Origin of the sequence: Silvimonas amylolytica (genome assembly GCF_014645555.1) — a bacterium.
In the GTDB taxonomy this organism is placed as follows: Bacteria; Pseudomonadota; Gammaproteobacteria; order Burkholderiales; family Chitinibacteraceae; genus Silvimonas; species Silvimonas amylolytica.
Genome location: NZ_BMLY01000002.1, coordinates 336,400 through 361,354, shown reverse-complemented (window position 1 = coordinate 361,354; position 24,955 = coordinate 336,400). Strand labels below are relative to the sequence as shown.

Here is a 24,955-nt window from a genome sequence, read left to right as displayed (position 1 = left end):
TTCAGCACCCCGCCGGCGTGGAACTGGACAACGCCGGATCACAGATTTTTGCGTTACCCAATGTGGTGACGACGACGTTCAGGCACCGGTTGCCGGTACCTGGATTGGTTTGCGTCGCACATGTACCCGAGTTCACCGTAACCGTGTAATTGGTGATGCCATTGGCAAAGCGACCGTTACCGCTGAATGCCGGTTGCAAACTGGAAGGGGTTGTCGAACCCGATGCAGTCAGCGCGGCTTCTCCGCTTTCGGCAGGTCTGGTGTAAATTGCCGACGACGCGCCTGGCAGCCCAATAGACCAACCAGTGCCTGCGCTGCCGAGATTGCCACTGTTATCGGTCTGGCTGAAATTCACCGGGGTATTGCGCCGGATCGCTTCAAGTCGGGCTTTCTGGATCCCGTCGCGCATTTGTTCGGCAACGCTGCGGATGCGGTTATTGATCATGTATTGCTGCAAGGCTGGCGCGCTCAATGCGATCAGGATCGCAGTAATGGCCAGCACAATGATCAACTCGATCAGCGTGACGCCCTGTTGGCGAAAAGATCGGGTCAGAGCAAACGCGTTCAGCACGATGATCCTGCCTTGGACAACCAGCAAGACAGTGGCAAATTGGAAGCACCAGGAAAAGCAGTGGTCTTGTGATTGCCCGAACTATCCAGGGTGAATATATAACCCGACATGCCGCTCTTGCCGGTTGCGGTTGCGGTATAGGTGTCGCCCGTCGAACTTGAGGTACAACTGAAGTCAAAGTTCGAAGTGCTCGTAGGTACGCTTACCGTGCATGTTGACGACCCATAGTTACCATTGTCGTTGTAACTGGATTCAAGCCGGGTGCCATAAGCGCTCAGATTGTCGAATGCTTCGGGCAGCTTCCCGCGTTTGAGGTAATTGCTATAAGCAGGCAGGGCAATCGCGGCAAGAATGCCAATGATTGCAACGGTGATCATCACTTCGATCAGCGTAAAGCCTTGCATGCGGCGTATTTTTTTCAACGACATTTGCATTTGCTCATTCCTCGCGCAAAACGGCCAAGCGGTAGTGGATCAGGTCTTCTCTGGCACACGCCGGTTTATTGATTGTGACCTGTGTGCCAGGACGCGCAAAATCCGGCATGGGGTTTACAAAACACCTCAAACCGGATCTTGTGGTTGCCTGATATATACCGACTATTTTCTATCGTTAAGAAAACACATGTCATAAGCAAATACTACTATTTTCAGACTCAAGTCGAAGTCCAGCTTACAGCCGGTTGGTTTTGTTTTTTCTTTGCGACACCAAGTCAAAAAAAAAGCCTGTTTCCGTAAGTTTCAAACGAAACGAACGCGATGGTCTTTGATTGTGACCAGACAAAATGACATGGGAAAAACCCTTGAATCAGGGCTGTTTTCTCTTTCTTGACACTAAAAAATTACTAGTATTGTCAACTAGTAAGATATCAAGAATGTTACCAGTTATCCCCTGACCAATTTCCTTTCCTTGCAGCGTTGTTGTAAAAAAAGCAGGTTTGTAAGCAAAAAAAAGCCCCTGGGCAGTGCCAGAGGCCTTGATGCTGAAATTGAACGGGTTTAACGCAGTTTCTCGAACGCACGCGCGGCCGCTGCTGCTGTCTGATGCAGATCATCCTCATCATGGGCGGCAGAGACAAAACCAGCTTCAAATGCAGACGGAGCCAGGTAGACGCCTTCATCGAGCAATGCATGGAAGAAGGCGTTGAAACGCGCTTTGTCGGATGCCATGACTTCGCTGAAGGACTGTGGCGCGCTTTTGCTGAAATACACACCAAACATGCCGCCCACGCTTTGGGCACTGAAGGTTTCGCCGGCGGCGTTGGCTGCTGCTTGCAAACCATTGACCAGCTGAGTGGTTTTGGCGGTGAGTTGCTCAAAAAATCCGGGCTGGCGGATTAGTTGCAAGGTGGCGAGACCGGCAGCAACGGCAACCGGATTACCAGAGAGCGTGCCGGCCTGGTAGACCGGCCCCAGCGGCGCCAGCTTGGCCATGATGTCGGCGCGGCCACCGAAAGCCGCCAGGGGCATGCCACCGCCGACCACTTTACCCAGGGTGACCAGGTCAGGCGTAATGCCGTGAAGGCCTTGGGCGCAATGCAAGCCAACGCGGAATCCGGTCATGACTTCGTCGTAAATCAGGATTGCGCCATCGTTCTCTGTCAGCGTACGCATGGCTTTGACGAAGGCCGTGGACGGCTTCACCAGATTCATGTTTCCCGCAATGGGTTCAACGATGATGGCCGCAATCTTGCCCGGGTTTTCTGCGAATGCCGCTTCCAGAGCAGGGACATCGTTATAAGGCAGCACAATGGTGTCTGCTGCAACCGCCGCAGGCACGCCAGCGGAAGAGGGGTTGCCAAAGGTCAGCAAACCGGAGCCCGCTTTGACCAGCAAGCTGTCTGCATGACCGTGATAACAGCCTTCAAATTTGATCAGTTTGTCGCGTCCGGTGAAACCCCGGGCGAGGCGAATAGCAGTCATGGTGGCTTCGGTACCGCTGGAAACCAGACGTACCTGATCCAGCGCTGGCAGCATGTCACACAGTAAATCGGCCAGATCGATTTCCGCAGCGGTTGGTGCACCAAAGCTCAGCCCGTTGGCGGCAGCACGTTGCACGGCTTCAATCACTTGCGGATGTGCGTGCCCCAGAATCAGCGGTCCCCAGGAACCTACGTAATCGATATAGCGCTTGTCATCGGCATCCCAGACATACGCGCCTGCACCGCGCTGGATGAAGGGCGGGGTGCCACCCACCGAGCCAAACGCGCGGACAGGAGAATTAACGCCACCGGGGATATGTTTGCAGGCGGCTTCAAACAGGGTTTGATTGCGGGACATGTCTTGGTCTCCGGTTCATCGTGGCCAGCGGGTGTAGGGGTGAGTGGAGAGGGCGCTGTTGTAATAGCGCGCATCGCCAGAAACCTCGTCGCCTAGCCAGTCGGGTTTGGTAAATTCGGTATCCACGGCGGGGAGTTCAATTTCAGCGACAATCAGCCCGGCGTTGTCGCCGGCGAATTCGTCGATCTCCCACACAAACCCGTCACGGTGGATTTCATGACGGGTTTTATCCAGTACCGCCGGGCACAATTTGAGCAGTTCTGCTGCATCAGCCAGTGGAATTTCGTATTCAAATTCGGCACGGGCAATGCCTTCGTTTTTGCCTTTGATGGTCAAAAAGCCTTTCTCACCCTTGATGCGAACGCGCACGGTCCGGGCGGGTTCGTCATTCAGATAACCCTGCGCAATACGGACAGAGCGGGTTATTTCATTGCGCCAATGCGTAGCCGCAAGCAGATATTTACGTTCAATTTCCTGAGCCATGGCGATCATCCTGGGGGTTGCTGTGTTATCGCTTCAGAATGGTTTCACGGTCACAAGAATGACTACGCCGGCGAGTAATAAAACCGGGATTTCGTTAAACCAGCGATACCAGACGTGACTGCGTGTATTGCGATGCGCGCTAAAGCGGGCATATAAGTGAATGCACACGCCGTGATACACAATCAGCAGGAATACCAGCAGCAGCTTGGCGTGCATCCAGCGCCAGCCGGGGCCGGCAAAAAAATTGTAGTAAGACCAGGTCCACAACCCAAACGCGACGGCCAATACAGCAATTGGCGTCATGAAGCGCAGCAATTTGCCTGTCATGAGCATGAGCCGATCGCGGGCAGGGCCGTCTTCAACCATGGCCAGATTCACAAATAAGCGGGGAAGATAAAACAGACCTGCAAACCAGCTGACAACGAAAATGATGTGGAATGCCTTGACCCAAAGCATGTGTGTCTTCCTTGATGGCACAAATGAAAACGGCGCGGACAGGGCCGCGCCGTCTGCGTACGCCTGAATCAGATTTCGATCATTTCGAAATCTTCTTTGCGCGCGCCACAATCAGGGCAAGTCCAGTTGATGGGCACGTCTTCCCACTTCGTCCCCGGGGCAATACCGTCGTTGGGACAGCCCTCGGCTTCGTCGTAAATGAATCCACAAATCAGGCACATATATTTTTTCATGCGGTCCACTTGATGGCTTGGTTTAGAATCAGGATTCTACCCGATAAATCATACCTGCCCGCCCATGATTGCTACTCCTCCGCTGGTTCTCGTCTTTGGTGCAAACGATCCCTCTGGCGGCGCCGGGCTGACAGCCGATATTTTGACATTGGCCTCGCTGGGTTGCCATCCCTTGCCCGTTGTAACGGCCCTGACGGTGCAAGACACCGCCGGGGTGCAAGAGTTTCAAGCTGTTGAGTCTGACTGGCTGCAGGATCAGGCCCGTTACATTCTTGAAGACATGCAGATCGATGCCATCAAGGTGGGTATGGTCGGCAGTGTAGAAAATCTGGCGGTGATTGCAGAGATTGCTGCTGATTATCCTGATATTCCACTCGTGTTTGATCCGGTGCTGGGCCCGCTGCATAGCGATGAGATTTCAGCTGAAGAGATGCAAAACGCCATGCGTGAATTGCTGATGCCGCATGCCTTGCTGATCACGCCCAACAGTATTGAAGCACGACGTCTGGCATCTGATGATCCGGACGAGCAGGAAGAACTCGCGTTGGATGCGGCCGCTAGCCGGTTGCTGGATTGTGGCTGCGAATATGTGTTGATCACCGGGACACACGAACATACCCCCAAGGTGACCAACACGTTGTTTTCGCGCGCGGGCCGCACCCGTAGTGATGCATGGGAACGTTTGCCCGGTAGTTACCACGGTGCCGGCTGTACATTGGCTTCCGCCATTGCTGGCGCGTTAGCCAGTGGCGCTGAGTTGGCAACAGCAGTGCGGGATGCACAAGAATATACCTGGCAGACGTTGAGTCGAGCTTTCCGGCCTGGCATGGGCCAGTTCATTCCTGATCGTCTGTTCTGGGCCCGCCCCGGCGAAGACGAAGAAGCAGCCAAGGGCGAGACACCTGCCGCGTGATCCCTGACCGGGTTGTTCCACGTGGAACAATCCGTTCAGAGTCGCTGGAATGGTTGACCGGCAAACACGTAAGGCATTGGCGCTGATAAAATAGCTGCAGTTGGTATTGTCTAGCCGGGGACGAATACAGGATGTCTACGCCTTGCCTGAGATTGGAACGCGCAATCAATAAAATGGTGCGCGATCTTGCTACGCCGTTGACGCTCGCTGATCTAGCGGAAGCGGCGCATTATTCTCCCTGGTATCTGGTCCGCCGGTTCCATTCCCGTTACGCAACGACACCGCAAGCGTTTTTGTGGCGCCTTCGGCTCGAAACAGCGGCGTCTATTTTGCAGTGGCAACCCGGCATGCCCATCGGCCGTGTTGCTTTGATGGTCGGTTTTTCCTCCGCCGCGACGTTCAGCCGCGCATTTCACCGTGAGTTCGGTTTTACACCTAGCGAATGGCGCAAGGGTGCTCCGGCTGCGGATGCCTGGCGTGATCGTAATCTGGGTGAACATTCCTATAAGCCCGGTGCAGCTATCGTTGGTACGCCCGCTGATTACCATTGGAGTTTTGCTGAAGTTGATGCGCGCATCACTTATGAGCAGTGGGATACCGAACGCGTTGTGTTTATCCGCGAAGTAGGGGAGTACGGCTGTAATCTGGATTTGCTGTGGAAGCGTTTCCGCAAGACCTGCACCATGTATGGCATTGCGCCAACGCGGCGTTACGGTTTGATCTGGAGCGATCCTGCCACGACACCTTCTGGTCGGCGCCGCTATGATGCGGCACAGCTGATTTCCCCAAATGTGCGTATCCCGCGTGGGCTGGGTGAATACAAACTGCAGGGCGGACGCTGGGCGGTGTTCCGACATCACGGGCCGACAGATGATATTGGCCCGCGGTGGCGCGATTTGATGTTGACCTGGGTTGCTGGGGCAAAAGTAGTGCTTGATCCTTCGCGCCCGCGCGTAGAGCGTTATGCGGAGGACCAATATCTTGTTGGTCATTACGAACTTTGCCTGCCGTTGCTGCCGGAGTAACCGTGTCGCAACTTGAGGGGCTGCCGCAAGTGATTGTGCTTAACGGCACCAGTTCGTCAGGCAAAACCAGCATCGCTCGCGCATTGCAGGACATGCTGCCGCTGCAGTACGTTAATTTCTCGATCGACTCCGTACTTGATGCCTTACCACCCACAGATCTGGCACGACTGCAGCGTGGCGATATCATTACTCGTAACGGTCATGACTGGCAGAAACTGGTGCGAGGTTATCACTTTGCCTTGCCAGGTTTGTTGCAAGCCGGGCTGCGGCTGATTGTGGATAACGCCTGGTGTCATGCGGACGAGACACGTGAGTTACTTACCGAACTGGCTGGTTATCGGGTAATTCTGGTTGGCGTTCAATGTGACCTCGAGCAGGTTGAGCAACGTGAACATGCAAGAGGCGATCGTCCCGCCGGATTGGCACGCTGGGAGTTCGAACGCGTACATCAGCATATGCAATATGACGTGTTGCTGGATACCTCGCAGACCAGTGCGCAAGCCAGTGCCGAAATTCTGGCTGGACGTTTGCAGGCCGTTCCCGGCGCGTATTGGGCCGGCGCGAGCAGTACGCTGGAGACACTCAGCGTGTTTGGCTAAACAGGTTTAACCGTTGTAGCGTCAAAAAAAAGCCCGTAGTGCGGGCTTTTTTTATTGCGGGCGATAACACCAATGCCAAGGCTCGTAGGTGAAGCCATGGGGGTTATCCCGGGGGAACGACAACACAAAACCAAACCTGCCCGCATGCAACTGCAGCCACGCGTATGCCTGGGTCTCGGCAAAGGAGGCATCAAGCGTCACCGTGCCCGGCGTGGCAATGTCGATCGCCCGACCCGTATGGTGCTCACTGCAGCCGGGTGGTGCCAACCGTTCCAGTACAGTTGCGATGACATCGCCTTCAGCCAACCGCGCTCGTATCAGCTCAACCTGCCGATCAATGCTGCGCCATGCTGAAATCATCAACAGCGCAATACCATCGGCTGACGCCGCGCTGGCCATTGCAATCCAGGCCTTTGCAGCGTCAGGCCTGAGCTGGAAAACACGCTGCGTGGGGTATCCTGGCGCGACAACGACCAGGTCGTCTGCATCGTCAAACAGGGGCAAACCCCGCTGGGTGATCCAGTCAGGATTGATCCCCAGACTGGACCACAGCGCCAACAATTCGGGCGAGGGTAGTACATGACCCATTTTCAGAAACCGGGGAATTTCAGTCCAGCGTTGATAGGCTTGCCTTTGCGTGCGCGCTTGCCGATATACGGTGCCATCTCATTCTGATCCAGAACCAGTTCAACCTGCTTACCACCGCGACCAGTACCGGTGAGCTTCAGAGTGATGCCGTCTGAGACCGTGATAGCGGCAAGTGTGTCCTTGTCATCAAGCGCCATGGTGATCACGCCACGGCCGCCACCAGTAAGCTGTTTGAACTCGGCGAGCGGGAACAGGTGCAGTTTTCCGCCCTTGGAAAGACAAGCCACCAGCGATGTTTCACGTGGAACAAACGTGGACACGCGCAGCACGGTTTCGCCTTTTTCCAGCGAGAGGAACGCTTTGCCTGCCTTTTGGCGCGACAACAGATTCTCAAACTGGCAGGTGAAACCATAACCACCGGAATTAGCGATCACGAGCCAGTCTTGCGGTTTGGCGACGACCATCTGCGTGACCTTGGTTTGCGCTGTCAACTCAACCAATGTGGTCACCGGCACGCCATCACCGCGACCACCCGGAACGGTCGAAGCGGCGATGGTGTAGATCCGGCCATCGGTTCCAAACAATGCAACCTGGTCGACGGTGCGGCATTCAATCGCTGCGAGCAGCGAATCGCCATCCTTGAAGGTGAGGTTTTGCGTATCAATGCCGTGGCCCTGGCGTGCGCGCAACCAGCCTTTTTCAGAGAGGATGAGCGTAGTAGGCTCATCAACGACGGTCGCTTCCAGCGAGGCGCGTTCGGCTTCCTGGATCAAGGTACGGCGGGCGTCGCCAAATTTCTTGCGATCGGCTTCGATTTCCTTGATAACCAGCTTCTGAAGTGCGCCGCTGTTGGCCAGCAAGTGTTCCAGCTCATCTTTTTCTGCGCGCAGCGCGGCAAGCTCCTGCTCAATCTTGATGCCTTCCAGTCGGGCCAATTGGCGCAAACGGATTTCAAGAATGTCTTCGGCTTGGCGGTCAGACAGATTGAACGCCTCGATGAGCGCCGGTTTGGGCTCATCGCTGTGACGGATGATCCGGATTACTTCGTCGATATTGAGGAAGACAATCAAACGGCCTTCCAGAATATGGATTCGGTCACTCACCTGGCCCAGCCGATGATTCAAACGGCGGGTCACGGTTTCAAAACGGTAGTCGATCCACTCTTCCAGCAGCGCTTTGAGGGACTTCTGGCCCGGCCGGCCATCACGGCCAATACTGACAATGTTGAGCGATAGCGACATCTCCAGCGATGTATGCGCCAGCAGAACATTCATCAATTCGTCCGGGTTTTGGCGGGATGATTTGGGCTCCAGCACCAGTCGTACCGGGTGATCCCGGCCAGATTCATCCCGCACGCGATCAAGCAACGAGAGGATCAGTTGCTTGGTTTGTATTTGCTCTTGCGTGAGTGCTTTCTTGCCTTTCTTGACCTTGGGATTGGTCAACTCTTCGATTTCTTCAGCGACGCGCTTTGAAGAAGTACCCTGAGGCAGCTCGGTCACCACCATCTGCCACTGGCCACGGGCCATGTCTTCTTTTTCCCAACGGGCGCGAATCTTGAGCGAGCCTCGGCCCATTTCGTAGGCCGAAAGGACATCACGCTGGCTGGAAATAATCTGGCCACCGCCTGGCAAATCAGGGCCCTGCACGTACTGCATCAGCTCGGCAACATTGAGTTGGCGGTTACGGATCAGTGCAATTGCAGCGTCTGCAACTTCGCCCAGATTGTGAGACGGGATTTCAGTCGCCATGCCCACCGCAATCCCCGATGCACCATTGAGCAACAGCATGGGCAAACGGGCGGGCAACAGAACAGGCTCGTCAAAAGCGCCGTCGTAGTTGGGAATGAAATCTGTGGTGCCTTGATTGAGTTCGCTCAGCAGCAATTCTGCAATAGGGGTGAGGCGGGCTTCGGTGTAACGCATCGCGGCGGCGTCATCGCCGTCCCGCGAGCCAAAGTTGCCCTGGCCGTCAATCAACGGGTACCGCAGTGAGAAATCCTGAGCGATACGCACCAGTGCATCGTAAGCGGACTGATCGCCGTGAGGGTGATACTTACCCAGCACTTCACCGACAATACGGGCCGATTTGACCGGTTTGGTCGTGGCAGTAAGACCCATCTCATGCATGGCGTACAGGACGCGGCGCTGCACCGGTTTCTGGCCGTCTTCTACCTGGGGCAGGGCGCGGCTCTTGACCACGCTCATTGCGTATTCAAGATAGCTGCGTTCAGCATACAGGCCCAGTTGTACGGACTCGCCATCATCCGGCATGGCGGTCGATACTTGTGCCGCAACAAAACGGCGATTGCCGCCGCCTTGGCCGGTGTCAGCCTCTAGTTCCAACTCGGCGGGGGTTTCGGTGGTTTCGGCCAGAATCTCGTTCTGTTCGTCGATTTCAGACATGGCGCACAATCCAGAAAACAGGTCAGACGGCATTGTAGCCGCGAGCCGCACTCTGTGGGCAGGGCGTACGCAGATTGTCTGTAACACGTGTGTTCCACGTGGAACATCTGTATGCAGACGGCGTTGTAGCGGCTGTATAAGCCGGTGCTAATTCTGGCTTGGAGGGGCGAGGATAGTAGCCGTGTTATCGCAATAACGGTAATCGCGCACGTCGCACCAGTTGGGCAACCGCATCTTCAGGCGTAGTTTCACAGATGATGCCGGCAGCCGCTTGCCACAGCATCAGATTAAGGGGCACGCCAAAGTCTTCAATCGCCTGGCCGGTTTTATCTACCCATCGATCCTGCGGTTTTGCGGCACCGGACACGCGGGTATACATGGGCGTATCGGCATTGGCATCGGGGACCCAAACCCAGACGGGCTTGCCTAGCGCGTAGGCAAAACCAACTTCAAAGGCGGTGCCTGAATCAGGTTCGCTCGTGCTGCGAAAGGCGCGTAAATCAGCCAACACCAGATTACAGCGGCTGATCAACGTACAGTTTTGCTGGAAAATCCATTGGCGTTTAGCCGTGCGGTCCGGCAAGGGGGGCAGGCTGGCATCGAGAGGAAACAATCCCTGCAGGCCGTACATTTCGCAGGCCGACTTCAGCCGGGCGCCCCAGACCGCCGCGTCGGGCCGGAAAACGCCCGGGCCAGCAAGATAAACAGAGATTTGGGAAGCCATAACACCGCAATTGCAAGGATTGTGCCAAAGCTGGCAAATACTGAAAGCTTGTCATTATGACCGTTTGAATAGCAAAAGGGGCGCTATTGCGCCCCTTGTGTCGCCCACAGACGTCAGTTGCGGGCAAATGAAATGATTACCAATGCAGCTTAGATATCGGCTTCCACTTCATTACCGCGTGCTTCCAGCCACGCCCGGCGGCTAGAGGCCTCACTTTTGCCCATCAGCATATGCATCATGTCACGCGTATTCTCGCTGACATCTTCCGGGATGCCGACGCGCAATACACGGCGCGTATCGGGGTTCATGGTCGTTTCGAACAATTGTTCGGCGTTCATTTCACCCAGACCCTTGAAGCGCGAAATATCCCATGCACCTTCGCGGACTTTTTCTGCGCGCAGTTTATCCAGAATGGCGTTGAGCTCGCCTTCGTCCAGGGCGTAGAACTTGCGCGGCGGTTTGTTCTTGCCCGCGCCAGCCACATCCACCCGGTACAGCGGCGGTTGGGCCACGCAGACATGACCACGGGCCATCAGCGCCGGGAAATGGCGGTAGAACAACGTCAACAGCAATACCTGGATGTGCGAGCCATCCACATCGGCATCAGACATGATGATGATCTTGCCGTAACGCAAGCCAGATAGATCCGGGGTGTCGTTAAGCGTATGGGCATCAACGCCAATGGCCACGGCGATATCGTGCACTTCGTTATTGGCGAAGATCTGGTCACGATCGACTTCCCAGGTGTTGAGCACCTTGCCACGCAGCGGCAGGATCGCCTGGAAGTCTTTGTCGCGCCCCTGTTTGGCGGAGCCGCCGGCAGAGTCACCCTCAACCAGGAATAACTCACAACGTTCGGTTTCTTCGCTGGCGCAATCGGTCAGTTTGCCCGGCAACACTGCCACGCCGCTGGACTTCTTTTTCTCGACCTTCTGCGCATTTTTCTGGCGGGCCTGAGCCGCACGAATACACAATTCCGCCAGCTTTTTGCCCAGTTCAACATGCTCGTTCAGCCACAATTCGAACGGCGATTTGACCATGGTCGATACCAGCTTCAAGCCATCGCGGCTGGTGAGCTTGTCTTTGGTCTGCCCCTGGAATTGCGGGTCCAGAATCTTGGCCGAGAGGACGAAAGAAGCGCGGCTGAACAAGTCTTCTGGCAACAGCTTGACGCCCTTGGGCGTGAGAGAGTGGAACTCCATAAACGTTTTGACGGCCTGGAAAACGCCATCACGCAGGCCGGACTCATGTGTACCCCCAATCAAGGTCGGGATCAGGTTCACATACGACTCACGCGAAGTCGGGCCATCCTCAGTCCAGGTCAGCGCCCAGCCGCAGCCTTCGCCGGGGGCAAAGGTTTCGTCCACGCCTTCGATGAACTTCTCGCCGCGGAAAATGGGGATCACCAGGTCATAACCAGCCAGCTGCTCGGCCAGATACCCCGGCAAGCCATCCGGGTAGTTCCAGGATTTTTCTACAAACTCACCGTTGGCTTGTTCCAGCTTCAATGTCACCACAAGGCCTGGAAGCAACACGGCCTTGGACTTCAACAAATGCTCCAGCTCGCCTTGAGGAATGGTGGCGGAATCAAAATACTTCGGGTCCGGCGCGACAAACACGGTGGTGCCGGTATCTTTTTTGGCGCAAGAACCCGTCACCACAAGCGGTTCAATGACGTTACCGTCGGCAAAAGCCAGCTTGTTGATCTGTCCATCCCGTTTGACTTCGACTTCCAGACGCGTAGCCAGTGCATTGGTGACTGACACGCCCACACCGTGCAGACCACCAGAGAACGCATAGGCGCCACCGTCTTTCTTGTCGAACTTGCCGCCGGCATGCAGCTGCGTGAAGACCACCTGTACCGTCGGGACGCCTTCTTCCGGGTGAATACCCACCGGAATACCCCGGCCGTTGTCGCTGACGCGCATGGTCTGGTTACGGAACAAAGTGACGTCGATACGCGTGGCAAACCCGCCCAGCGCCTCGTCGGCCGCGTTGTCGATCACTTCCTGGCAAATGTGCAGCGGATTATCCGTGCGCGTATACATGCCGGGGCGGTGGCGGACCGGATCGAGCCCTTTCAGGACTTTGACGGCTGATTCATCGTAGCGGGGTGTGGACATATTCTTTAACGCGTCGGGCTCTGGATGCGGCGAAGTCTAACAAACCCGGCCCTGGCGGCAAACCTCCGTACACCGGGATCAGAGAGATGTGTGATATGTACATTACGGTTTTGTTTAAACTGAACGTTTGCCGATGTAACCAGTCTGTGAATGACAGCAATTAAATAGAAGCAGACTGAATACCATGAACGCGCTCGCATCCATGATCGGCATCCCCGCCATCAAGGCGGTAGTGGACGATTTTCTCTCCCTGTTACGGCAACATCCGCGTTTTAGCGCCAGCTTTAACCAGATTGCCGACGAGGGTCGTCTTAAAACCCGCCTGGTGCACTTCTGGCACGCCGTACTGGATGGCGAAACCTGGCGCTTGTCGTTGACTCGCGGCACCGGTGGTGCGCACATGCCGGCCATTTTCGCGGACAGCCACGGTCTTGTTTTCCAGCTATTTCGTACGGCCATCAGCCATTGCATTCATAGCGAACTGGCTGATGCCTGGCTGCGCAGGGTCGATATACTTGAACAATCATTCCCGCAACTACGGGCGCCTGCGATTCTCGCAGAACCCGTTCCCATCCTCACCGTAACGCGCTGCCGCCAACTCAACTGAACATCGCGAAACACGCTAGCCCAACCCGCGCCGGTATTGAATGGCTTCCGCTACGTGTGGCGCGCTGATTGTCTCGCAGGCCGCCAGATCCGCAATGGTGCGAGCCAGTTTAAGAACCCGGTGATAGCTACGGGCCGACAGGTTGAGCTTTTGTAGCGCGGTATGCAGCATGGCGCGCGCTGCTTCATCAGGCGTACACCACGCATCAATCTCTGCGGTGGTCAGCACGCCATTCGCCTTGTTCTGCCGTGCGTGCGCACACTCCCAGGCCCTTAGAACCCGTTGGCGTACCTTTGCTGTTTCTTCACCGTCCGGGGCAGCCAACAGCGTTTGCTCGCTGACGGCGGGTACCTCAATCGCGATATCAACACGATCCAGAAACGGCCCGGACAATTTGCTCCGGTATCGGGTGATCTGGTCAGGCGTACAGCGACAGGCGCGCGTCGGGTGGCCCAGATAACCGCAGGGGCAAGGGTTCATGGCAGCAATGAACTGGAAGCGCGCGGGATAGGTTACCGCGTGATTCGCACGGCTGATGTGGACTTCACCGGTTTCAAGGGGCTCGCGTAGCACCTCAAGGACTTTGCGGTCGAACTCGGGTAATTCGTCCAGGAACAAAATACCGTGATGTGCCAGCGAGACCTCACCGGGTTGCGGCGGATTACCGCCACCGGCCAGTGCGGCGGCTGATGCAGTGTGATGCGGCGAGCGATAAGGCCGCACTCCGAATTTGCCTGGGTCCATGCCGGCCCGAGTGAGTGAACGCACCGCAGCAGCTTCCAGTGCGTCGTCCACCGATAAGGGCGGTAGCAGGCCGGGTAGACGCTGTGCCAGCATCGACTTGCCCGTTCCGGGTGGCCCGCTCATCAGCAGGCTGTGCCGGCCTGCAGCAGCGATTTCCAGCGCGCGTTTCACTTGTTGTTGCCCACGCACCTCACGCAGGTCGGGGTAGCTGATATCGGCACTGGTCGTGGGCGGCGTAGCCAGATCAAGGGGCTGGTTCTGGCTAAAGTGCCGACTGATGGCCAGCAAGTGTGGCGCGGATAAGACGCTGGCGCCTGGATACAACGCTCCCTCGGCCGCGCTCGCGGTGGGCAGAATCAGCTGTCGCTGTGCCAGTGTGGCTGCCTGGGCCAGCGCGATAGCGCCGCGCACCGGCCGTAACTCTGCAGAAAGCCCCAGTTCACCGGCGAACTCATACTTCGCTAGCGCATCGCGAGGGAGCTGACCGCTTGCCGCCAAAATCCCGACGGCAATCGGCAAATCGAAGTGACTGGAGGATTTGGGGAGGTCTGCAGGTGCTAAATTAACGGTTATACGCCGTGCCGGGAACTCGAAACCGGCGACAGTCAGCGCCGCGCGCACTCGCTCGCGGCTTTCTTTGACCTCCGCTTCGGGTAAACCAACCAGATTAAAAGCGGGTAGTCCGTTCGCAAGATGAACCTCTACCGTAACCGGTCTGGCGGCAAGCCCATCCAGTGCCCGGGTGAAAATCAGTGCCAGTGACATGACTATTGATCGCATCTGCATTGGGGTCCGTTATAGTACGGACTGTTTTTTGCCCCAACCTTGATCCGTCGTGAATCCAAACGCTTCCATCGACTCTGATTTGTTGCCCGATTTCCGCAATATGGGCGTGCTACTGCGCATTCTGGTGTTTGTACACCTGGCGCTGTTCGTCTATACATTGATCGGACTGGGGCAGTGGCAGACCTGGCCGGAAAACCTGGCGGCATCCGTACTGTGGCTGGAGTTCTCATTGTTGCCAGCGGTACTGGCGCTCGGTCTGGCCAGCCCTTTGCTGGCCCGTCTGGACTACTCACGCGGGGTGCTGGTCACTTGCGGGCTGGCGGCGCTGGCCGGTACGGTTGGCCATTGGGTATTGATGCCTGGCCCGACCAACTGGAATGCACTGGTGGCCAGCGCGGCGGTGATTGTGGCCAGCGTACTGACCTTGCTGAAATATTTTCACCTGCGCCAGCGCGCACTTTCGCCTCGTTTGTCTGAGGCCAGGCTCGCTGCACTGCAGGCGCGGATTCGTCCGCACTTTTTGTTTAACAGTCTGAACGCAGTACTGTCATTGATCCGTTATGAGCCGGCCAAAGCCGAGCAAGTGCTGGAAGATCTGGCAGATTTGTTTCGCGTGGTGATGAAAGACAATCGCCAGTTGTCCCGGCTGGACCGTGAAGTGGAACTGGCCAAGCGCTATCTGAATATTGAAATGGTTCGGCTGGGCTCGCGCCTCAAAGTACAATGGAATACAGAAAACATGCCCGGGGACGCGGCAGTGCCGCCCCTGATGTTGCAGCCACTTGTCGAAAACGCGGTCTATCATGGTGTTGAGCCCGCGCTGAATCCTGCACCAATTGAAGTACACGTTTTCCGCTTTCGCGACCAGCTACACCTGGACGTGAAAAACCCGCTGCCGCCGCCCGATGCGGTGCGTGAGCACGTAGGGAACGGCATGGCGCTCGAAAATATCCGCGAGCGCCTTTTGCTGCATTTTGATGCTGAAGCTACGCTGACAACCCAGGCAGCGAGCGACTATTATCAAGTTCATATTGTGGTGCCATACAGAGAGATCGCCCATGACGACGCCGCTTCGCCTTTTTTTGGTGGATGATGAGATGCCTGCGCTGCGCAGGCTTGAAGATGTACTGAACGACGTATCAACCGAGTGCCCGGTAGAGATTGTCGGTTCTGCCACCAACGGCGTATCGGCGTTGACCCAGCTGGCGGAAGCGGACGCAGATGCCGCCATCATTGATATCCAGATGCCGCAAATGAGCGGGATTGAACTGGCACGTGAGCTACAAGGTTTGTCGCAACCGCCAGCCATCATTTTTGCTACGGCATTTGAAGAGTATGGTGTAGCCGCGTTTGAAGTCCGCGCGATTGATTACCTGCTCAAGCCGATCCGCCGCGAGCGGTTGCTGGATGCGCTCAATCGCGTACTGGAACTGCGCCAGGCACGCAGCCAGGCCGAACCGGCATCGCATGCTCGTAGCCATTTCAGCGTGACTGAACGTGGCCGCTTGCATCTGATTCCGGTGGCTGAAGCCCGCTATCTGAAGGCAGAGCAAAAATACATCACGTTACGTACCCGTGAACGCGAGTATTTGCTGGAAGACTCGCTGACCCGCCTGGAAGAAGAATTCGGTAGCCGCTTTGTGCGTATCCACCGTAACTGTCTGGTGGCCCGTGATTCGCTGGTCGGTTTCGAAAAGATGCCTTCCAATGGTGGCGAAACGCATTGGGTAGCCGTGCTGAAAGACGTGCCTGAGCGCCTGGCCGTGAGCCGTCGTCAGCAGCACGTGATCAAGGAATTCAAACGCAACGGCTAAGCCTTGCCGCTTGTTTTGAACTGGTTTGACCCCCACAAAAAACCCCGCCATTTGATGCGGGGTTTTTTTGTGGGTCATGAACCAGAAGTCAGGCGCCGAAAATCCCCAACAGCCACATGGCTGCCAGGTTGATCAGGCAAATCAGCTGTGCCGCGCTGCCCAGATCCTTGGCCCGCTTGGCTAATACATGGCGTTCGAGCGAGGTGTGATCCACCGCAGCTTCCACGGCAGAGTTCAAAAGCTCCACAATCACCGTGAGTAGATGGCTGGCAATGACCACGGCACGCGCCCACGCGTGCAACGGTGCGATAAAGGCAATGATGATGCCGACCACGGCCAGCATCGAGACCTGGCGAAATGCCGCTTCGTTCTTCCAGCCAGCACCCAGACCATCAAGTGAATAGCCAAGTGCATTGAGTACGCGCTGGGCGCCGGTTTTGCCTTTGAACGGGCTTTCTTCAGCAGACACGATGTTTCCTTTTAGTGTTGCGGATGGTCGCCGAATACGTCGGCATAGCAGGTGTAGTTGAACAAGATCGTGACGGGCAGCAACAGAATCAAACCCAGCATCATGGGCAAACTGGCCACGATGGCCATCAACAGCAGAATGATCCCGGCCACCGTCAATGGCAGCCAATTGCGCCAGAACGCCAGATAGCTGATACGCATCGCTTCGACAGCCTTTAGATTGCGAAGAATGACGAGTTGCGGAGCAAAGAAATAAATACTGTTCATGAACAGCATGCCCACCACGAACAACGCCACAAACACAATCCCGCTGGTATCCAGTTCGGGCACCGGGCCTTTACCTGTCTGCGCAGCGTGGATCGCCTGGATTTCCTCTGGCGATACCATCAGCCGACCCAGCAAAGCCAGTACGGCCATCACAACAAATGAACCCAGCATATACAGCAGGCCCACGCTGATGAGGGTACGTGTCTTCTCTTTCAAGCCAATAAAGAGATCGGGCAAGGCTGGTGCCCGTTCCTGGCTGCGGCTTTCATGCGCGGCCCAGGCAATGCCGGCGATCAGCATGGGCGCAACAATGGGGGTCAGCATTCCTACGAAGGGAATCAACAACAAGCCGAACAAGATGACGAGCATGACGGCGCACAACAGCAGCCATTGCCACCAATGCTTGAAAAACATCCTGAAGGCGTCGGCAATCCACGTCCAGCCATGTCCGGCTGGAACGCGGCGTGGCTCCACGCTGTTGTCGATGATGATCCCGCTGTTATCCATCTGTGCTGATTCCTTGTTGTCGTGTATCACGCAGCATCGTATTGACTATGACGGGATTCTGACAAGTTCAGCAGTATCGGTAACTGCTGTGAACCCTGTGTGACGGCGGGTTGACCTGCACGGTGCCGGCTGGTTCCCGGCCCGAAAAAACAAAAAAAGGCGCAGTCTGCACTGCGCCTTTCGTCTGGTCAGCAGTGATTCAATCAGGCGCCAATGCAACGCAGGGCGTGTCGGGCGATCATCAATTCCTCATTGGTCGGGATCACATAGACCGCAACAGTACTTTGCGCGTTGGAAATGCGCCGTGGCTCCCCGCTGCGGACCTTGTTGGCGGGTTCATCCAGATGCACCCCAAGCCATTGCAACGGTGCGCAGACGAGGCGGCGCAGTTCATCGTCGTTCTCGCCGATACCCGCGGTGAATACCAGCGCATCGATACCCTGCAGCGAAGCCGCCAGTGAGCCGACTTGCTGCACGATGCGACTGGCAAAGTATTCAATGGCCAGACGTGCACGAGGCTCACTGCTGGCGTGCAGTTCACGCATGTCGCTGGACACGCCCGACAATCCCAGCAGCCCAGACTCTTTGTACAGCAGCGATTCGATCTCTGCGGCATTCATTTTCAGATGCGTCATCAAGTGCAGCACGATGGCCGGATCGATGGTGCCGGTGCGCGTGCCCATTGGCAGGCCTTCCAGCGCCGTGAAGCCCATGGTGGTCAGTACGCACAGGCCCTTGTGCAGCGCGGCCATGGAGGCGCCATTGCCCAGGTGACACACCACGGCACGGCCTGATGCGGCACGGGCATCGATATCAGGCAGCACGCTGGAGATATATTCGTACGAAAGCCCGTGGAAACCCCAGCGGCGGATGCCTTCGCGCTCGGCCAGTTCTACCGGCAATGCATAGAGCTGATTGATCTCGGGCTGGGTGCGATGGAAGGCGGTGTCAAAACACGCTACCTGTGGCACGTCCGGCAAGAGGCCGGCCAGCGTCTTCATCGGGCCGATATTGTGTGGCGCGTGCAGCGGGGCCAACGGGATGGTGGTATCGAGTTCTGCGAGCACACTTGCATCCACTTTCACCGGTTTGGTGAAGGCGGTGCCGCCGTGCACCACACGGTGACCGATCACCGCCAGTTTGCGGCCTTCGGTATGGGCCTGGACCCAGTTGAGCAGATAACGCAGTGCGTAATCATGATTGCGGGGTGCATCGGCCGGCAATTTTTCATCGGCCAGTTTATCCCCTGCAGCGTTTTTGGCAGAGAATTGCGGGTCGACGTAAATCCCCTCAACCTGACCTTTGTATAGCAATGCAGGGTCTGCGGCAGTCTGGATGAACAAGGAAAACTTGATGCTGGACGAGCCGGCATTGATGATCAGGATCAGGTCGTTCATGTGGGGCTTCTCCTTGGATCGCGCTCAGGGCGCGACCCACAACGGGCTGGTTCCACCAGGGTGGCTTGCGGGTGGGCAAGCCAGCTGGCAGCCTGAAAATAACCCAGGGGCCAATCCGGGCTGGATTACAGCGCCGATTTTCGGTCATGGGCAGGCAAACGGATATACTGCGGTACGGGCAGGCACACGATGCACCTGCAAGTACGTAGTAAAACTACGAATGCATATTTTATGACGCCATCAAAAGCAAATATTGGTACATATCAATACGCTTTGCGTAGATATTTACCAGGTTGCGCGCCGGAAAGGTTGGCAAAACCAGCTTGAAGATAATGACAAAAGAATATACGACCCACCTTATCTGTGCCCCGGAATTTGCCGGCCATGCCATCGTGACCCAGCTTCATCGGGCCGAGGGCGAAGCGGTGCTGGCCGACGCCGTGCTGGTCACTTTGCGCGCCGGTGAAACGGACATCGTTGTGCACGCACCTGCGGCAGGGTTCGTGGATCGCTTTATGGTGGAACAGGGCGATCAGGTGGAAGCCACTGGTCTGCTGCTGATGATGGAAGTCGAAGACGAAGACGGCGATATGCTGGAGATCCTGCCGCCGCCCGTGCAGGATGGCGACGATGAACCGCCACTGCTGGCGCCGGCTAACATAACCCCGCGCCGCGATTATCTGGTGGTGAGCCTGAAAGCCGCACAACTGGCTGCGCGGCTGGGCGTTGATCTGGCCGAAGTGGCGCCAGGTGGTACACATGGCGAGATCGAAGAGGCCGATGTGGAACGGCACGTTCGGGGCCTGTTGCGCCGCTGACCGGCTCAGGGTTTCCGGCGGCCACCCAACCATGCGGGTGAGTAATCGCGCACTTGTTGCACAAAATAGCCCCGGGCCTGGCGGTTGAAGGTGACCATGCCCAACAGGGCGATCACCGAACCCAGCAATACGCCATGCAGGCGAATACCAAGTATTTCGATCCCCGCCAGATGATTCCCGCTGGGGTAGAACATCAAATCGAACAACAGCAAGATCATGGCGGTCATTAAGGCGTAGTGAGCCCAGAAATTGCGGGCGAGTGCCAAAGGCCGCAGGAAGGCAAACAACACCGCCCAGCCATAGAGTGCCCAGGCTTGCGGCGTCAGGTGGCTGACCAACCAGGCCAGCGCGACGCCAATAATCGCGCCAAAAACGCTGCGAAATAACCGTGTCAGGCTATCAAGCCCATCGGGGCGGGTGACAAATAACACCACGGTTGCCACCCATGCAGGGCGTGGATAGTGCGTGTGCTGGGCAATCCATAGCGCTGCGCATGTTGTCACACTTAAGCCCAAGGCGTGCCAGATACCCGCACTGTGCCCGGCTCGTATACGCCGGAAACTGTTGCGCAGGCCGGGATGCTGCCGCGGCAACGCACGGGGCCACAAACGGTCATCCACCAGAACTGATACGACACCCACGCCAATACCCAGCGCCAGGTAAATAAAAGCCGCGGCGGGTGGCGCGGTCAGATAGGCGTAGAGCACCAGCGCGAGGGCGGCAAAGCGAAAGATGTTATCCAGCGCCACACCAAGGCCGTCATTCCAGCCGATCACAAAGGTCAGGACGGCCAGTGAGACAAACATCATGATGTGGTGCGGTCCTAACCACAGGCCGATCGCGCCGCTACCGAGAATGACAATGAGGCCGAATGCCTGTGTCATCAGGCGATGACGCGCTGTACCGCCATAATCAAGCAAAGTGGCATAGAGGCCACCAATGGCACCCAGCAAGGCACCGATGACATCGCCAGCCAGCAGTCCAACCAATGCCGGTATACCCACTGCGATACCTGAAGACACCGCTTGCCGCCAGGGCAGGGATGCATCGGCATTCAGGGCCAGCAAATGAAGGGGTACCAAGGGTTCGCGCATGACTTTAATCATGCCAGTTCAGCGCAACTTGTCCAGACCAGACTGACCTGGTTCGCGTCATGCAAAACGCCCCGTTTAACCGGGGCGTTTCTATTTGCGGCGTCTTGCAGGCAAGACTTATCGGCCAAGCTTGCTCAACGCCCGGCGTTGCGCAACGGCGTTCGCCAGTTCGGTCAGGGCTTTTTCGGTGTCATTCCAGCCAATGCAGGCATCCGTAATCGACTGGCCGTAGCAAAGTTCCTTGCCTTCAACCTGGTCCTGACGGCCCTCCACCAGATGGCTTTCAATCATCACACCAAACAACGCCTTGTTGCCTTCGGCGATCTGCGCAGAGACGTCGGTACAGACTTCCATCTGGCGACGGTAGTCCTTGCGGCTGTTGGCATGGCTGAAATCCACCATCAGTTTTTCAGGCAGACCGGCGCCCGCCAGATCAGCCATGGCAGAGCGCACGTGGTTGGCGTCGTAGTTCGGTTCTTTGCCGCCGCGCAGAATCACATGGCAGTCCGGGTTACCGGCGGTCGCGACAATGGCCGAATGACCCATCTTGGTGACAGACAGGAAATGGTGCGGGGCCGAAGCTGAACGGATGGCGTCCATGGCAATCCGCAGATTGCCATCAGTACCGTTCTTGAAACCGACCGGGCACGAAATACCCGAAGCCAGTTCGCGGTGTACTTGCGACTCGGTGGTCCGGGCGCCGATCGCGCCCCAGCTCATCAAATCAGCCATGTACTGCGGCGTGATCATATCGAGGAACTCACCGGCCGTTGGCAGGCCAGAATCGTTCAGATCAAGCAGCAGCTTGCGAGCGATGCGCAGGCCTTCGTTGATATTGAAACTGCCATCCAGGAATGGATCGTTGATCAGCCCTTTCCAGCCCACCGTGGTACGCGGCTTCTCGAAATACACGCGCATCACCACTTCCAGATGGTCTTTCAGCTCTTCACGCAGCACCTTGAGCTTGCGACCGTATTCCAGCGCGGCTTTGGGGTCGTGGATCGAACAGGGGCCGACAATGACCAGCAAACGATCATCGCGGTCATGCAGGATATCCTGAATGGCCTGGCGCGCCTGGAAAGTGGTGGCAGATGCGGTCTCGGTGACCGGATACTTTTCCAGAACGGCAACCGGAGGCAGTAACTCCTTGATTTCACGAATACGTACGTCGTCGGTCTGGTATTGCATAAACGGTCCTGGAGGTCGGCCGGTGCCCGTATGTGTTGCACCGCAAGATTTAAGGGGGAAACGCTAGAGTAGCCTGCCCGTCATTTGCGAACAAGAGCAAAGACGCCTTCTGGGGCGATCTGCCGTGAACTTGCACTAAACAGGTGCCGCAAACCCGTTAAATGTCAGGTGCGGGCCCATCATGCCAAACAGAAGTGTGCGGGAAAGTCCCGAGGGGCATAAAACAACACCGCACCTGGCCAAAACGGCGACAGGTGCGGTGTAAACGGCGCGCCGGAGCGCGTCGTCGGCCAGCCGTAGCAACGGGCTGGCATCGCTAACGGGCGGATCAGTCTGCGAACTGCTTCTTCAGACGCTCGCGGCGTTCTTGCGCCTCAAGCGACAGCGATGCAGTCGGACGGGCTACCAGACGAGCAAGGCCGATCGGCTCGCCCGTGTCTTCGCAGTAACCATAAGAGCCGTCATCGAGCTTGCGCAACGTGGAGTCGATCTTCAGCAAAAGCTTGCGTTCGCGATCACGGGTGCGCAGTTCGAGTGCGTATTCTTCTTCCAGCGTGGCGCGATCAGCCGGATCAGGCGTGGCTTCCTGCTCTTGCAGGTGCTGGCTGGTCTGGTTCGCGTTGGCGAGCAGTTCTTGCTTCATCTTCAGCAACAGCTCACGGAAGAACTGCAGATGATCTGCGTTCATGTACTCGTCTTCCGGACCATTCCAGCTGAGGATGTCTTGTTCGGTGAGTTTGGCCATTGTGATACTCGCTTTTCAGAACCGGGCGGGGCCGGCAGTTTTAATAATGGCAGCTTACAAAACCCGGTCCGCCAAATGGGCATGGAGCTTAATCAACTCGTGCGCCCAATGCAATATCAGCCGGATGACATCTTCCGTTGCCTTGCGGCCACGCGCGACAAACGGCATACAACTGGCTGAGTCCGCTCAACAAATTACGGTTTGATGGCAACACTGACCATCAAGCGTAATCCTATTTCTGTGACAGAACCCACTTGATGATGACTTTCAGATCGTCATCACCGATCTGTTGCGCAGGCATGGCAATGGTGCCCCATGTGCCGCCGCCCCCTTCTTTCACTTTCTTCATCAGCCTGGCTTCAACGCCGGGCTGGCCACGATATTTGTTTGCCACGTCGTGGTAAGAGGGCCCCACGATTTTGTGATCGACCGCATGGCAAGCCAGGCAGTTGTATTTAGCGGCAACCTTGGCACCGTCATCGGCATGGGCCGAGGCTGCAGCCAGCAAGACACAGGAAACCAGTAGCGTACTCAAGCGCATTTTCTGATCACATCCATATAAGGGCGAGTGGGCATATTAACAATGCCGGTCAGGCTTGCAAACGATGCGCCGGGCGGCTCGGGTTGGCGGCCTTGACTGCTATGCTACACTCGCGCGATGACTTCAATCACAGGCGATTTTGCAATGTTGCGCAACGGCCGTTCCATGACGACCGGGTTCGCGGTGTCCGCACTGGCACACGCAGCGGTTATCCTCGGGATCGGCATCACACATCCGGAGATCCTGCCCGCTTCCGCACAGGAATTCATGCAGGTAGAGCTGGTCAACAAAGCCACAGATACCGCGCCTTCCAAGGCCAAGGTGCGGGCGCAGGTGAACCAGGATGCCGGGGGCAATACGGATGCCGACAAGCAGGTGTCCAGCCCCTTGCCGGCCCAGACCGACAAATTCAATACCGAACTGCAACAAGTGTTGCGTCAGGAACAACAACTCGAGCAAGACTCGGCCAGGTTGATGACGCAGCTGAAGGCGCAGGTTCCGGCCACGATCAAACAATTGCAGGATAACCAGGGCAAAAACCAGCAAAGCCAGTCCAATGGTTCTGACGACCAGAAGCGTGAGCAGCAGGTCAAGGAATTGTCTGGTGCCATGGGCAAGATCGATCAAAATTACAACGAATACCAACAGCGTCCACGCAAGGTGCGCATTGGTCTGGCAGCCAACAAGAGCCTGACGGCATTGTGGGAGTCAGACTGGAAAGAAAAAATCGAGCGCATGGGGGCCAATATTTACCCCAAGGACGCCACCGGCAAGCAACTGTACGGGCAATTGACGCTGACGGCCGAGATCAACCAGGACGGCTCATTGCGTTCTGCGGTGGTGGATCGCAGTTCGGGCGACGCCCGTCTGGATAAAGCCGCGCTGGGCATTTTGCAGCGCTCGGCCCCGTTCAGCCGCCTGCCCAAGGGCCTGGTGGATGACAATGGTAATCACGCCTCCGTGCTGGTGGTGACCCGGCGCTGGTCGTTCACGCAAGAACATCTGCAAACCCTGGGTACCCAGTAATGCGCGTACTGGGCATCGACCCCGGTTCCCGTGTCACCGGGTTTGGTGTGCTGGATATCTCGGGGCAACAACGCGTATATGTGGCGTCTGGGTGTATCCGCACACCGCAGGGCGCTACGTTGCCGGCGCGGGTGGCCAGTTTGCTGGAGGGTATTGCTGAAGTCTGCAAGCACTACCAGCCTGATGTGGCCGCGGTCGAACTGGTGTTTGTGAACGTCAATCCACAATCGACCTTGATGCTGGGCCAGGCACGTGGCGCGGTGCTGGCCGGGCTTGTGATTGCTGGTCTGCCTATTTCTGAATACACCGCGCTCCAGGTCAAACAGGCCGTGGTGGGTAATGGCCATGCCGACAAAACCCAGGTGCAGCATATGGTGCAACGCCTGTTGCGGCTTGATGGCCTGCCACAGGCCGATGCGGCCGACGCCCTGGCCGTGGCCCTCACTCACGCTCAGAACGCGGGCAGTGTGCTCAAGCAATTGGGCAGCGGCCTGAAAATGCGGCGTGGCCGGCTGACCTGAACCACGCTTGCCTTCTTTTTCGCGGTTTTAACGCCC

Annotated in this window: 27 protein-coding genes; 9 read left to right on the top strand and 18 right to left on the bottom strand. The window is 56.9% G+C overall.

Translation table 11 applies throughout. The features are described from left to right. Position 1: 1 nt before the first annotated feature. The 6 genes from IEX44_RS07950 to IEX44_RS07925 all read right to left on the bottom strand — a co-directional run bounded on the left by IEX44_RS07950 (position 2) and on the right by IEX44_RS07925 (position 4,019). Positions 2-571, bottom strand: a complete 570-nt coding sequence (locus IEX44_RS07950; RefSeq protein ID WP_188691480.1) for a GspH/FimT family pseudopilin — start codon at positions 569-571, stop codon at positions 2-4. Continuing rightward, the gene (locus tag IEX44_RS07945) at positions 565-1,005 is read right to left on the bottom strand and encodes a type IV pilin protein (RefSeq protein WP_308423793.1); all 441 of its coding nucleotides are present in this window, start codon (positions 1,003-1,005) and stop codon (positions 565-567) included. The genes IEX44_RS07950 and IEX44_RS07945 overlap by 7 nt, the downstream gene beginning before the upstream one ends. A gap of 561 nt (positions 1,006-1,566) precedes the next feature. Beyond that, entirely contained in the window at positions 1,567-2,847 is a 1,281-nt protein-coding gene (gene hemL, locus IEX44_RS07940; protein ID WP_188691477.1) for a glutamate-1-semialdehyde 2,1-aminomutase, read from the bottom strand. Between the two features lie 15 nt (positions 2,848-2,862). Then, positions 2,863-3,330 carry a CYTH domain-containing protein gene (locus IEX44_RS07935; protein ID WP_188691474.1) on the bottom strand — a complete coding sequence of 156 codons (468 nt, stop codon included), beginning with the start codon at positions 3,328-3,330 and terminating at the stop codon, positions 2,863-2,865. A 33-nt stretch (positions 3,331-3,363) separates the two neighbouring features. Then, the gene (locus tag IEX44_RS07930) at positions 3,364-3,786 is read right to left on the bottom strand and encodes a CopD family protein (protein ID WP_188691471.1); all 423 of its coding nucleotides are present in this window, start codon (positions 3,784-3,786) and stop codon (positions 3,364-3,366) included. Positions 3,787-3,854: 68 nt separating this feature from the next. Then, entirely contained in the window at positions 3,855-4,019 is a 165-nt protein-coding gene (locus tag IEX44_RS07925; protein WP_188691467.1) for a rubredoxin, read from the bottom strand. Positions 4,020-4,083: 64 nt separating this feature from the next. Between IEX44_RS07925 and thiD the strand changes: the two genes are divergently transcribed. The 3 genes from thiD to IEX44_RS07910 all read left to right on the top strand — a co-directional run bounded on the left by thiD (position 4,084) and on the right by IEX44_RS07910 (position 6,556). Then, on the top strand, positions 4,084-4,932 hold the full coding sequence (gene thiD / locus IEX44_RS07920; protein WP_188691464.1) for a bifunctional hydroxymethylpyrimidine kinase/phosphomethylpyrimidine kinase: 849 nt from the start codon (positions 4,084-4,086) through the stop codon (positions 4,930-4,932). Positions 4,933-5,105: 173 nt separating this feature from the next. Continuing rightward, positions 5,106-5,957, top strand: coding sequence for a helix-turn-helix domain-containing protein (locus IEX44_RS07915; RefSeq protein WP_188691461.1), 852 nt, complete (start codon positions 5,106-5,108; stop codon positions 5,955-5,957). Between the two features lie 2 nt (positions 5,958-5,959). Beyond that, positions 5,960-6,556, top strand: coding sequence for a chloramphenicol phosphotransferase CPT family protein (locus IEX44_RS07910; RefSeq protein ID WP_229678821.1), 597 nt, complete (start codon positions 5,960-5,962; stop codon positions 6,554-6,556). A 51-nt stretch (positions 6,557-6,607) separates the two neighbouring features. Here IEX44_RS07910 and IEX44_RS07905 read toward each other — a convergent pair whose 3' ends face one another. The 4 genes from IEX44_RS07905 to parE form a co-directional block, all read right to left on the bottom strand. Next, entirely contained in the window at positions 6,608-7,144 is a 537-nt protein-coding gene (locus IEX44_RS07905) for a M15 family metallopeptidase (RefSeq protein WP_188691458.1), read from the bottom strand. A 2-nt stretch (positions 7,145-7,146) separates the two neighbouring features. After that, positions 7,147-9,417, bottom strand: a complete 2,271-nt coding sequence (gene parC, locus IEX44_RS07900) for a DNA topoisomerase IV subunit A (protein WP_188692487.1) — start codon at positions 9,415-9,417, stop codon at positions 7,147-7,149. Between the two features lie 316 nt (positions 9,418-9,733). Beyond that, entirely contained in the window at positions 9,734-10,273 is a 540-nt protein-coding gene (locus tag IEX44_RS07895; protein ID WP_188691455.1) for a nucleoside 2-deoxyribosyltransferase, read from the bottom strand. Between the two features lie 149 nt (positions 10,274-10,422). Next, on the bottom strand, positions 10,423-12,396 hold the full coding sequence (gene parE / locus IEX44_RS07890) for a DNA topoisomerase IV subunit B (RefSeq protein ID WP_188691452.1): 1,974 nt from the start codon (positions 12,394-12,396) through the stop codon (positions 10,423-10,425). A gap of 184 nt (positions 12,397-12,580) precedes the next feature. On the opposite strand from parE, the gene IEX44_RS07885 reads away from it, so the two are divergent. Then, entirely contained in the window at positions 12,581-13,003 is a 423-nt protein-coding gene (locus IEX44_RS07885; RefSeq protein WP_188691449.1) for a globin family protein, read from the top strand. Positions 13,004-13,018: 15 nt separating this feature from the next. Here the strand turns inward: IEX44_RS07885 and IEX44_RS07880 are convergent, their stop codons facing one another. After that, positions 13,019-14,512: a YifB family Mg chelatase-like AAA ATPase gene (locus tag IEX44_RS07880; protein WP_188692484.1), complete on the bottom strand. Its 1,494-nt coding sequence runs from the start codon at positions 14,510-14,512 to the stop codon at positions 13,019-13,021. A 70-nt stretch (positions 14,513-14,582) separates the two neighbouring features. Here IEX44_RS07880 and IEX44_RS07875 point away from each other — a divergent pair, with 70 nt between their 5' ends. Further along, entirely contained in the window at positions 14,583-15,626 is a 1,044-nt protein-coding gene (locus IEX44_RS07875) for a sensor histidine kinase (protein ID WP_229678820.1), read from the top strand. After that, positions 15,592-16,347 (top strand): LytR/AlgR family response regulator transcription factor, encoded by a 756-nt coding sequence (locus IEX44_RS07870; RefSeq protein ID WP_184101489.1) that lies wholly within the window; start codon positions 15,592-15,594, stop codon positions 16,345-16,347. Before IEX44_RS07875 ends, IEX44_RS07870 begins: the two co-directional genes overlap by 35 nt. Before the next feature lie 88 nt (positions 16,348-16,435). Here IEX44_RS07870 and IEX44_RS07865 read toward each other — a convergent pair whose 3' ends face one another. From IEX44_RS07865 to IEX44_RS07855, 3 genes are all read right to left on the bottom strand, one after another. Further along, complete coding sequence (locus IEX44_RS07865) at positions 16,436-16,816, bottom strand: diacylglycerol kinase (RefSeq protein ID WP_188691446.1); 381 nt, start codon at positions 16,814-16,816, stop codon at positions 16,436-16,438. 11 nt (positions 16,817-16,827) lie between these two features. Continuing rightward, a complete protein-coding gene (locus tag IEX44_RS07860; RefSeq protein ID WP_188691443.1) occupies positions 16,828-17,589 on the bottom strand; it encodes a BPSS1780 family membrane protein in 762 nt (253 codons plus the stop codon). Between the two features lie 203 nt (positions 17,590-17,792). After that, the gene (locus IEX44_RS07855; RefSeq protein ID WP_188691440.1) at positions 17,793-18,986 is read right to left on the bottom strand and encodes an acetate/propionate family kinase; all 1,194 of its coding nucleotides are present in this window, start codon (positions 18,984-18,986) and stop codon (positions 17,793-17,795) included. A gap of 332 nt (positions 18,987-19,318) precedes the next feature. On the opposite strand from IEX44_RS07855, the gene IEX44_RS07850 reads away from it, so the two are divergent. Beyond that, positions 19,319-19,804 (top strand): biotin/lipoyl-containing protein, encoded by a 486-nt coding sequence (locus tag IEX44_RS07850; protein WP_188691438.1) that lies wholly within the window; start codon positions 19,319-19,321, stop codon positions 19,802-19,804. A 5-nt stretch (positions 19,805-19,809) separates the two neighbouring features. Here IEX44_RS07850 and IEX44_RS07845 read toward each other — a convergent pair whose 3' ends face one another. The 4 genes from IEX44_RS07845 to IEX44_RS07830 all read right to left on the bottom strand — a co-directional run bounded on the left by IEX44_RS07845 (position 19,810) and on the right by IEX44_RS07830 (position 23,372). Then, a complete protein-coding gene (locus tag IEX44_RS07845) occupies positions 19,810-20,898 on the bottom strand; it encodes an FUSC family protein (RefSeq protein ID WP_188691436.1) in 1,089 nt (362 codons plus the stop codon). A gap of 117 nt (positions 20,899-21,015) precedes the next feature. After that, entirely contained in the window at positions 21,016-22,086 is a 1,071-nt protein-coding gene (aroG, locus tag IEX44_RS07840; protein ID WP_188691434.1) for a 3-deoxy-7-phosphoheptulonate synthase AroG, read from the bottom strand. A 328-nt stretch (positions 22,087-22,414) separates the two neighbouring features. After that, positions 22,415-22,831, bottom strand: a complete 417-nt coding sequence (gene dksA / locus IEX44_RS07835; protein ID WP_184101482.1) for an RNA polymerase-binding protein DksA — start codon at positions 22,829-22,831, stop codon at positions 22,415-22,417. A gap of 232 nt (positions 22,832-23,063) precedes the next feature. Then, entirely contained in the window at positions 23,064-23,372 is a 309-nt protein-coding gene (locus IEX44_RS07830; RefSeq protein WP_188691432.1) for a c-type cytochrome, read from the bottom strand. Positions 23,373-23,489: 117 nt separating this feature from the next. Here IEX44_RS07830 and IEX44_RS07825 point away from each other — a divergent pair, with 117 nt between their 5' ends. Both IEX44_RS07825 and ruvC read left to right on the top strand, forming a co-directional pair. Continuing rightward, entirely contained in the window at positions 23,490-24,398 is a 909-nt protein-coding gene (locus IEX44_RS07825) for an energy transducer TonB (RefSeq protein WP_229678819.1), read from the top strand. Further along, entirely contained in the window at positions 24,398-24,919 is a 522-nt protein-coding gene (gene ruvC, locus IEX44_RS07820) for a crossover junction endodeoxyribonuclease RuvC (RefSeq protein WP_188691427.1), read from the top strand. Before IEX44_RS07825 ends, ruvC begins: the two co-directional genes overlap by 1 nt. The last annotated feature ends 36 nt before the right edge of the window (positions 24,920-24,955 follow it).

What these genes read in the sequence shown, in the direction of transcription:
- IEX44_RS07860 (WP_188691443.1), bottom strand. Translation starts at nt 17,589, where the DNA reads ATGGATAACAGCGGGATCATCATCGACAACAGCGTGGAGCCACGCCGC.
- IEX44_RS07870 (WP_184101489.1), top strand. Translation starts at nt 15,592, where the DNA reads ATGACGACGCCGCTTCGCCTTTTTTTGGTGGATGATGAGATGCCTGCG.
- IEX44_RS07830 (WP_188691432.1), bottom strand. Translation starts at nt 23,372, where the DNA reads ATGCGCTTGAGTACGCTACTGGTTTCCTGTGTCTTGCTGGCTGCAGCC.
- hemL (WP_188691477.1), bottom strand. Translation starts at nt 2,847, where the DNA reads ATGTCCCGCAATCAAACCCTGTTTGAAGCCGCCTGCAAACATATCCCC.
- parC (WP_188692487.1), bottom strand. Translation starts at nt 9,417, where the DNA reads ATGCCGGATGATGGCGAGTCCGTACAACTGGGCCTGTATGCTGAACGC.
- IEX44_RS07845 (WP_188691436.1), bottom strand. Translation starts at nt 20,898, where the DNA reads ATGCGCGAACCCTTGGTACCCCTTCATTTGCTGGCCCTGAATGCCGAT.
- IEX44_RS07850 (WP_188691438.1), top strand. Translation starts at nt 19,319, where the DNA reads ATGACAAAAGAATATACGACCCACCTTATCTGTGCCCCGGAATTTGCC.
- dksA (WP_184101482.1), bottom strand. Translation starts at nt 22,831, where the DNA reads ATGGCCAAACTCACCGAACAAGACATCCTCAGCTGGAATGGTCCGGAA.
- IEX44_RS07945 (WP_308423793.1), bottom strand. Translation starts at nt 1,005, where the DNA reads ATGCAAATGTCGTTGAAAAAAATACGCCGCATGCAAGGCTTTACGCTG.
- IEX44_RS07885 (WP_188691449.1), top strand. Translation starts at nt 12,581, where the DNA reads ATGAACGCGCTCGCATCCATGATCGGCATCCCCGCCATCAAGGCGGTA.
- IEX44_RS07880 (WP_188692484.1), bottom strand. Translation starts at nt 14,512, where the DNA reads ATGTCACTGGCACTGATTTTCACCCGGGCACTGGATGGGCTTGCCGCC.
- aroG (WP_188691434.1), bottom strand. Translation starts at nt 22,086, where the DNA reads ATGCAATACCAGACCGACGACGTACGTATTCGTGAAATCAAGGAGTTA.
- IEX44_RS07915 (WP_188691461.1), top strand. Translation starts at nt 5,106, where the DNA reads ATGGTGCGCGATCTTGCTACGCCGTTGACGCTCGCTGATCTAGCGGAA.
- IEX44_RS07935 (WP_188691474.1), bottom strand. Translation starts at nt 3,330, where the DNA reads ATGGCTCAGGAAATTGAACGTAAATATCTGCTTGCGGCTACGCATTGG.
- IEX44_RS07905 (WP_188691458.1), bottom strand. Translation starts at nt 7,144, where the DNA reads ATGGGTCATGTACTACCCTCGCCCGAATTGTTGGCGCTGTGGTCCAGT.
- ruvC (WP_188691427.1), top strand. Translation starts at nt 24,398, where the DNA reads ATGCGCGTACTGGGCATCGACCCCGGTTCCCGTGTCACCGGGTTTGGT.
- IEX44_RS07855 (WP_188691440.1), bottom strand. Translation starts at nt 18,986, where the DNA reads ATGAACGACCTGATCCTGATCATCAATGCCGGCTCGTCCAGCATCAAG.
- IEX44_RS07925 (WP_188691467.1), bottom strand. Translation starts at nt 4,019, where the DNA reads ATGAAAAAATATATGTGCCTGATTTGTGGATTCATTTACGACGAAGCC.
- IEX44_RS07895 (WP_188691455.1), bottom strand. Translation starts at nt 10,273, where the DNA reads ATGGCTTCCCAAATCTCTGTTTATCTTGCTGGCCCGGGCGTTTTCCGG.
- parE (WP_188691452.1), bottom strand. Translation starts at nt 12,396, where the DNA reads ATGTCCACACCCCGCTACGATGAATCAGCCGTCAAAGTCCTGAAAGGG.
- IEX44_RS07930 (WP_188691471.1), bottom strand. Translation starts at nt 3,786, where the DNA reads ATGCTTTGGGTCAAGGCATTCCACATCATTTTCGTTGTCAGCTGGTTT.
- IEX44_RS07825 (WP_229678819.1), top strand. Translation starts at nt 23,490, where the DNA reads ATGACTTCAATCACAGGCGATTTTGCAATGTTGCGCAACGGCCGTTCC.
- thiD (WP_188691464.1), top strand. Translation starts at nt 4,084, where the DNA reads ATGATTGCTACTCCTCCGCTGGTTCTCGTCTTTGGTGCAAACGATCCC.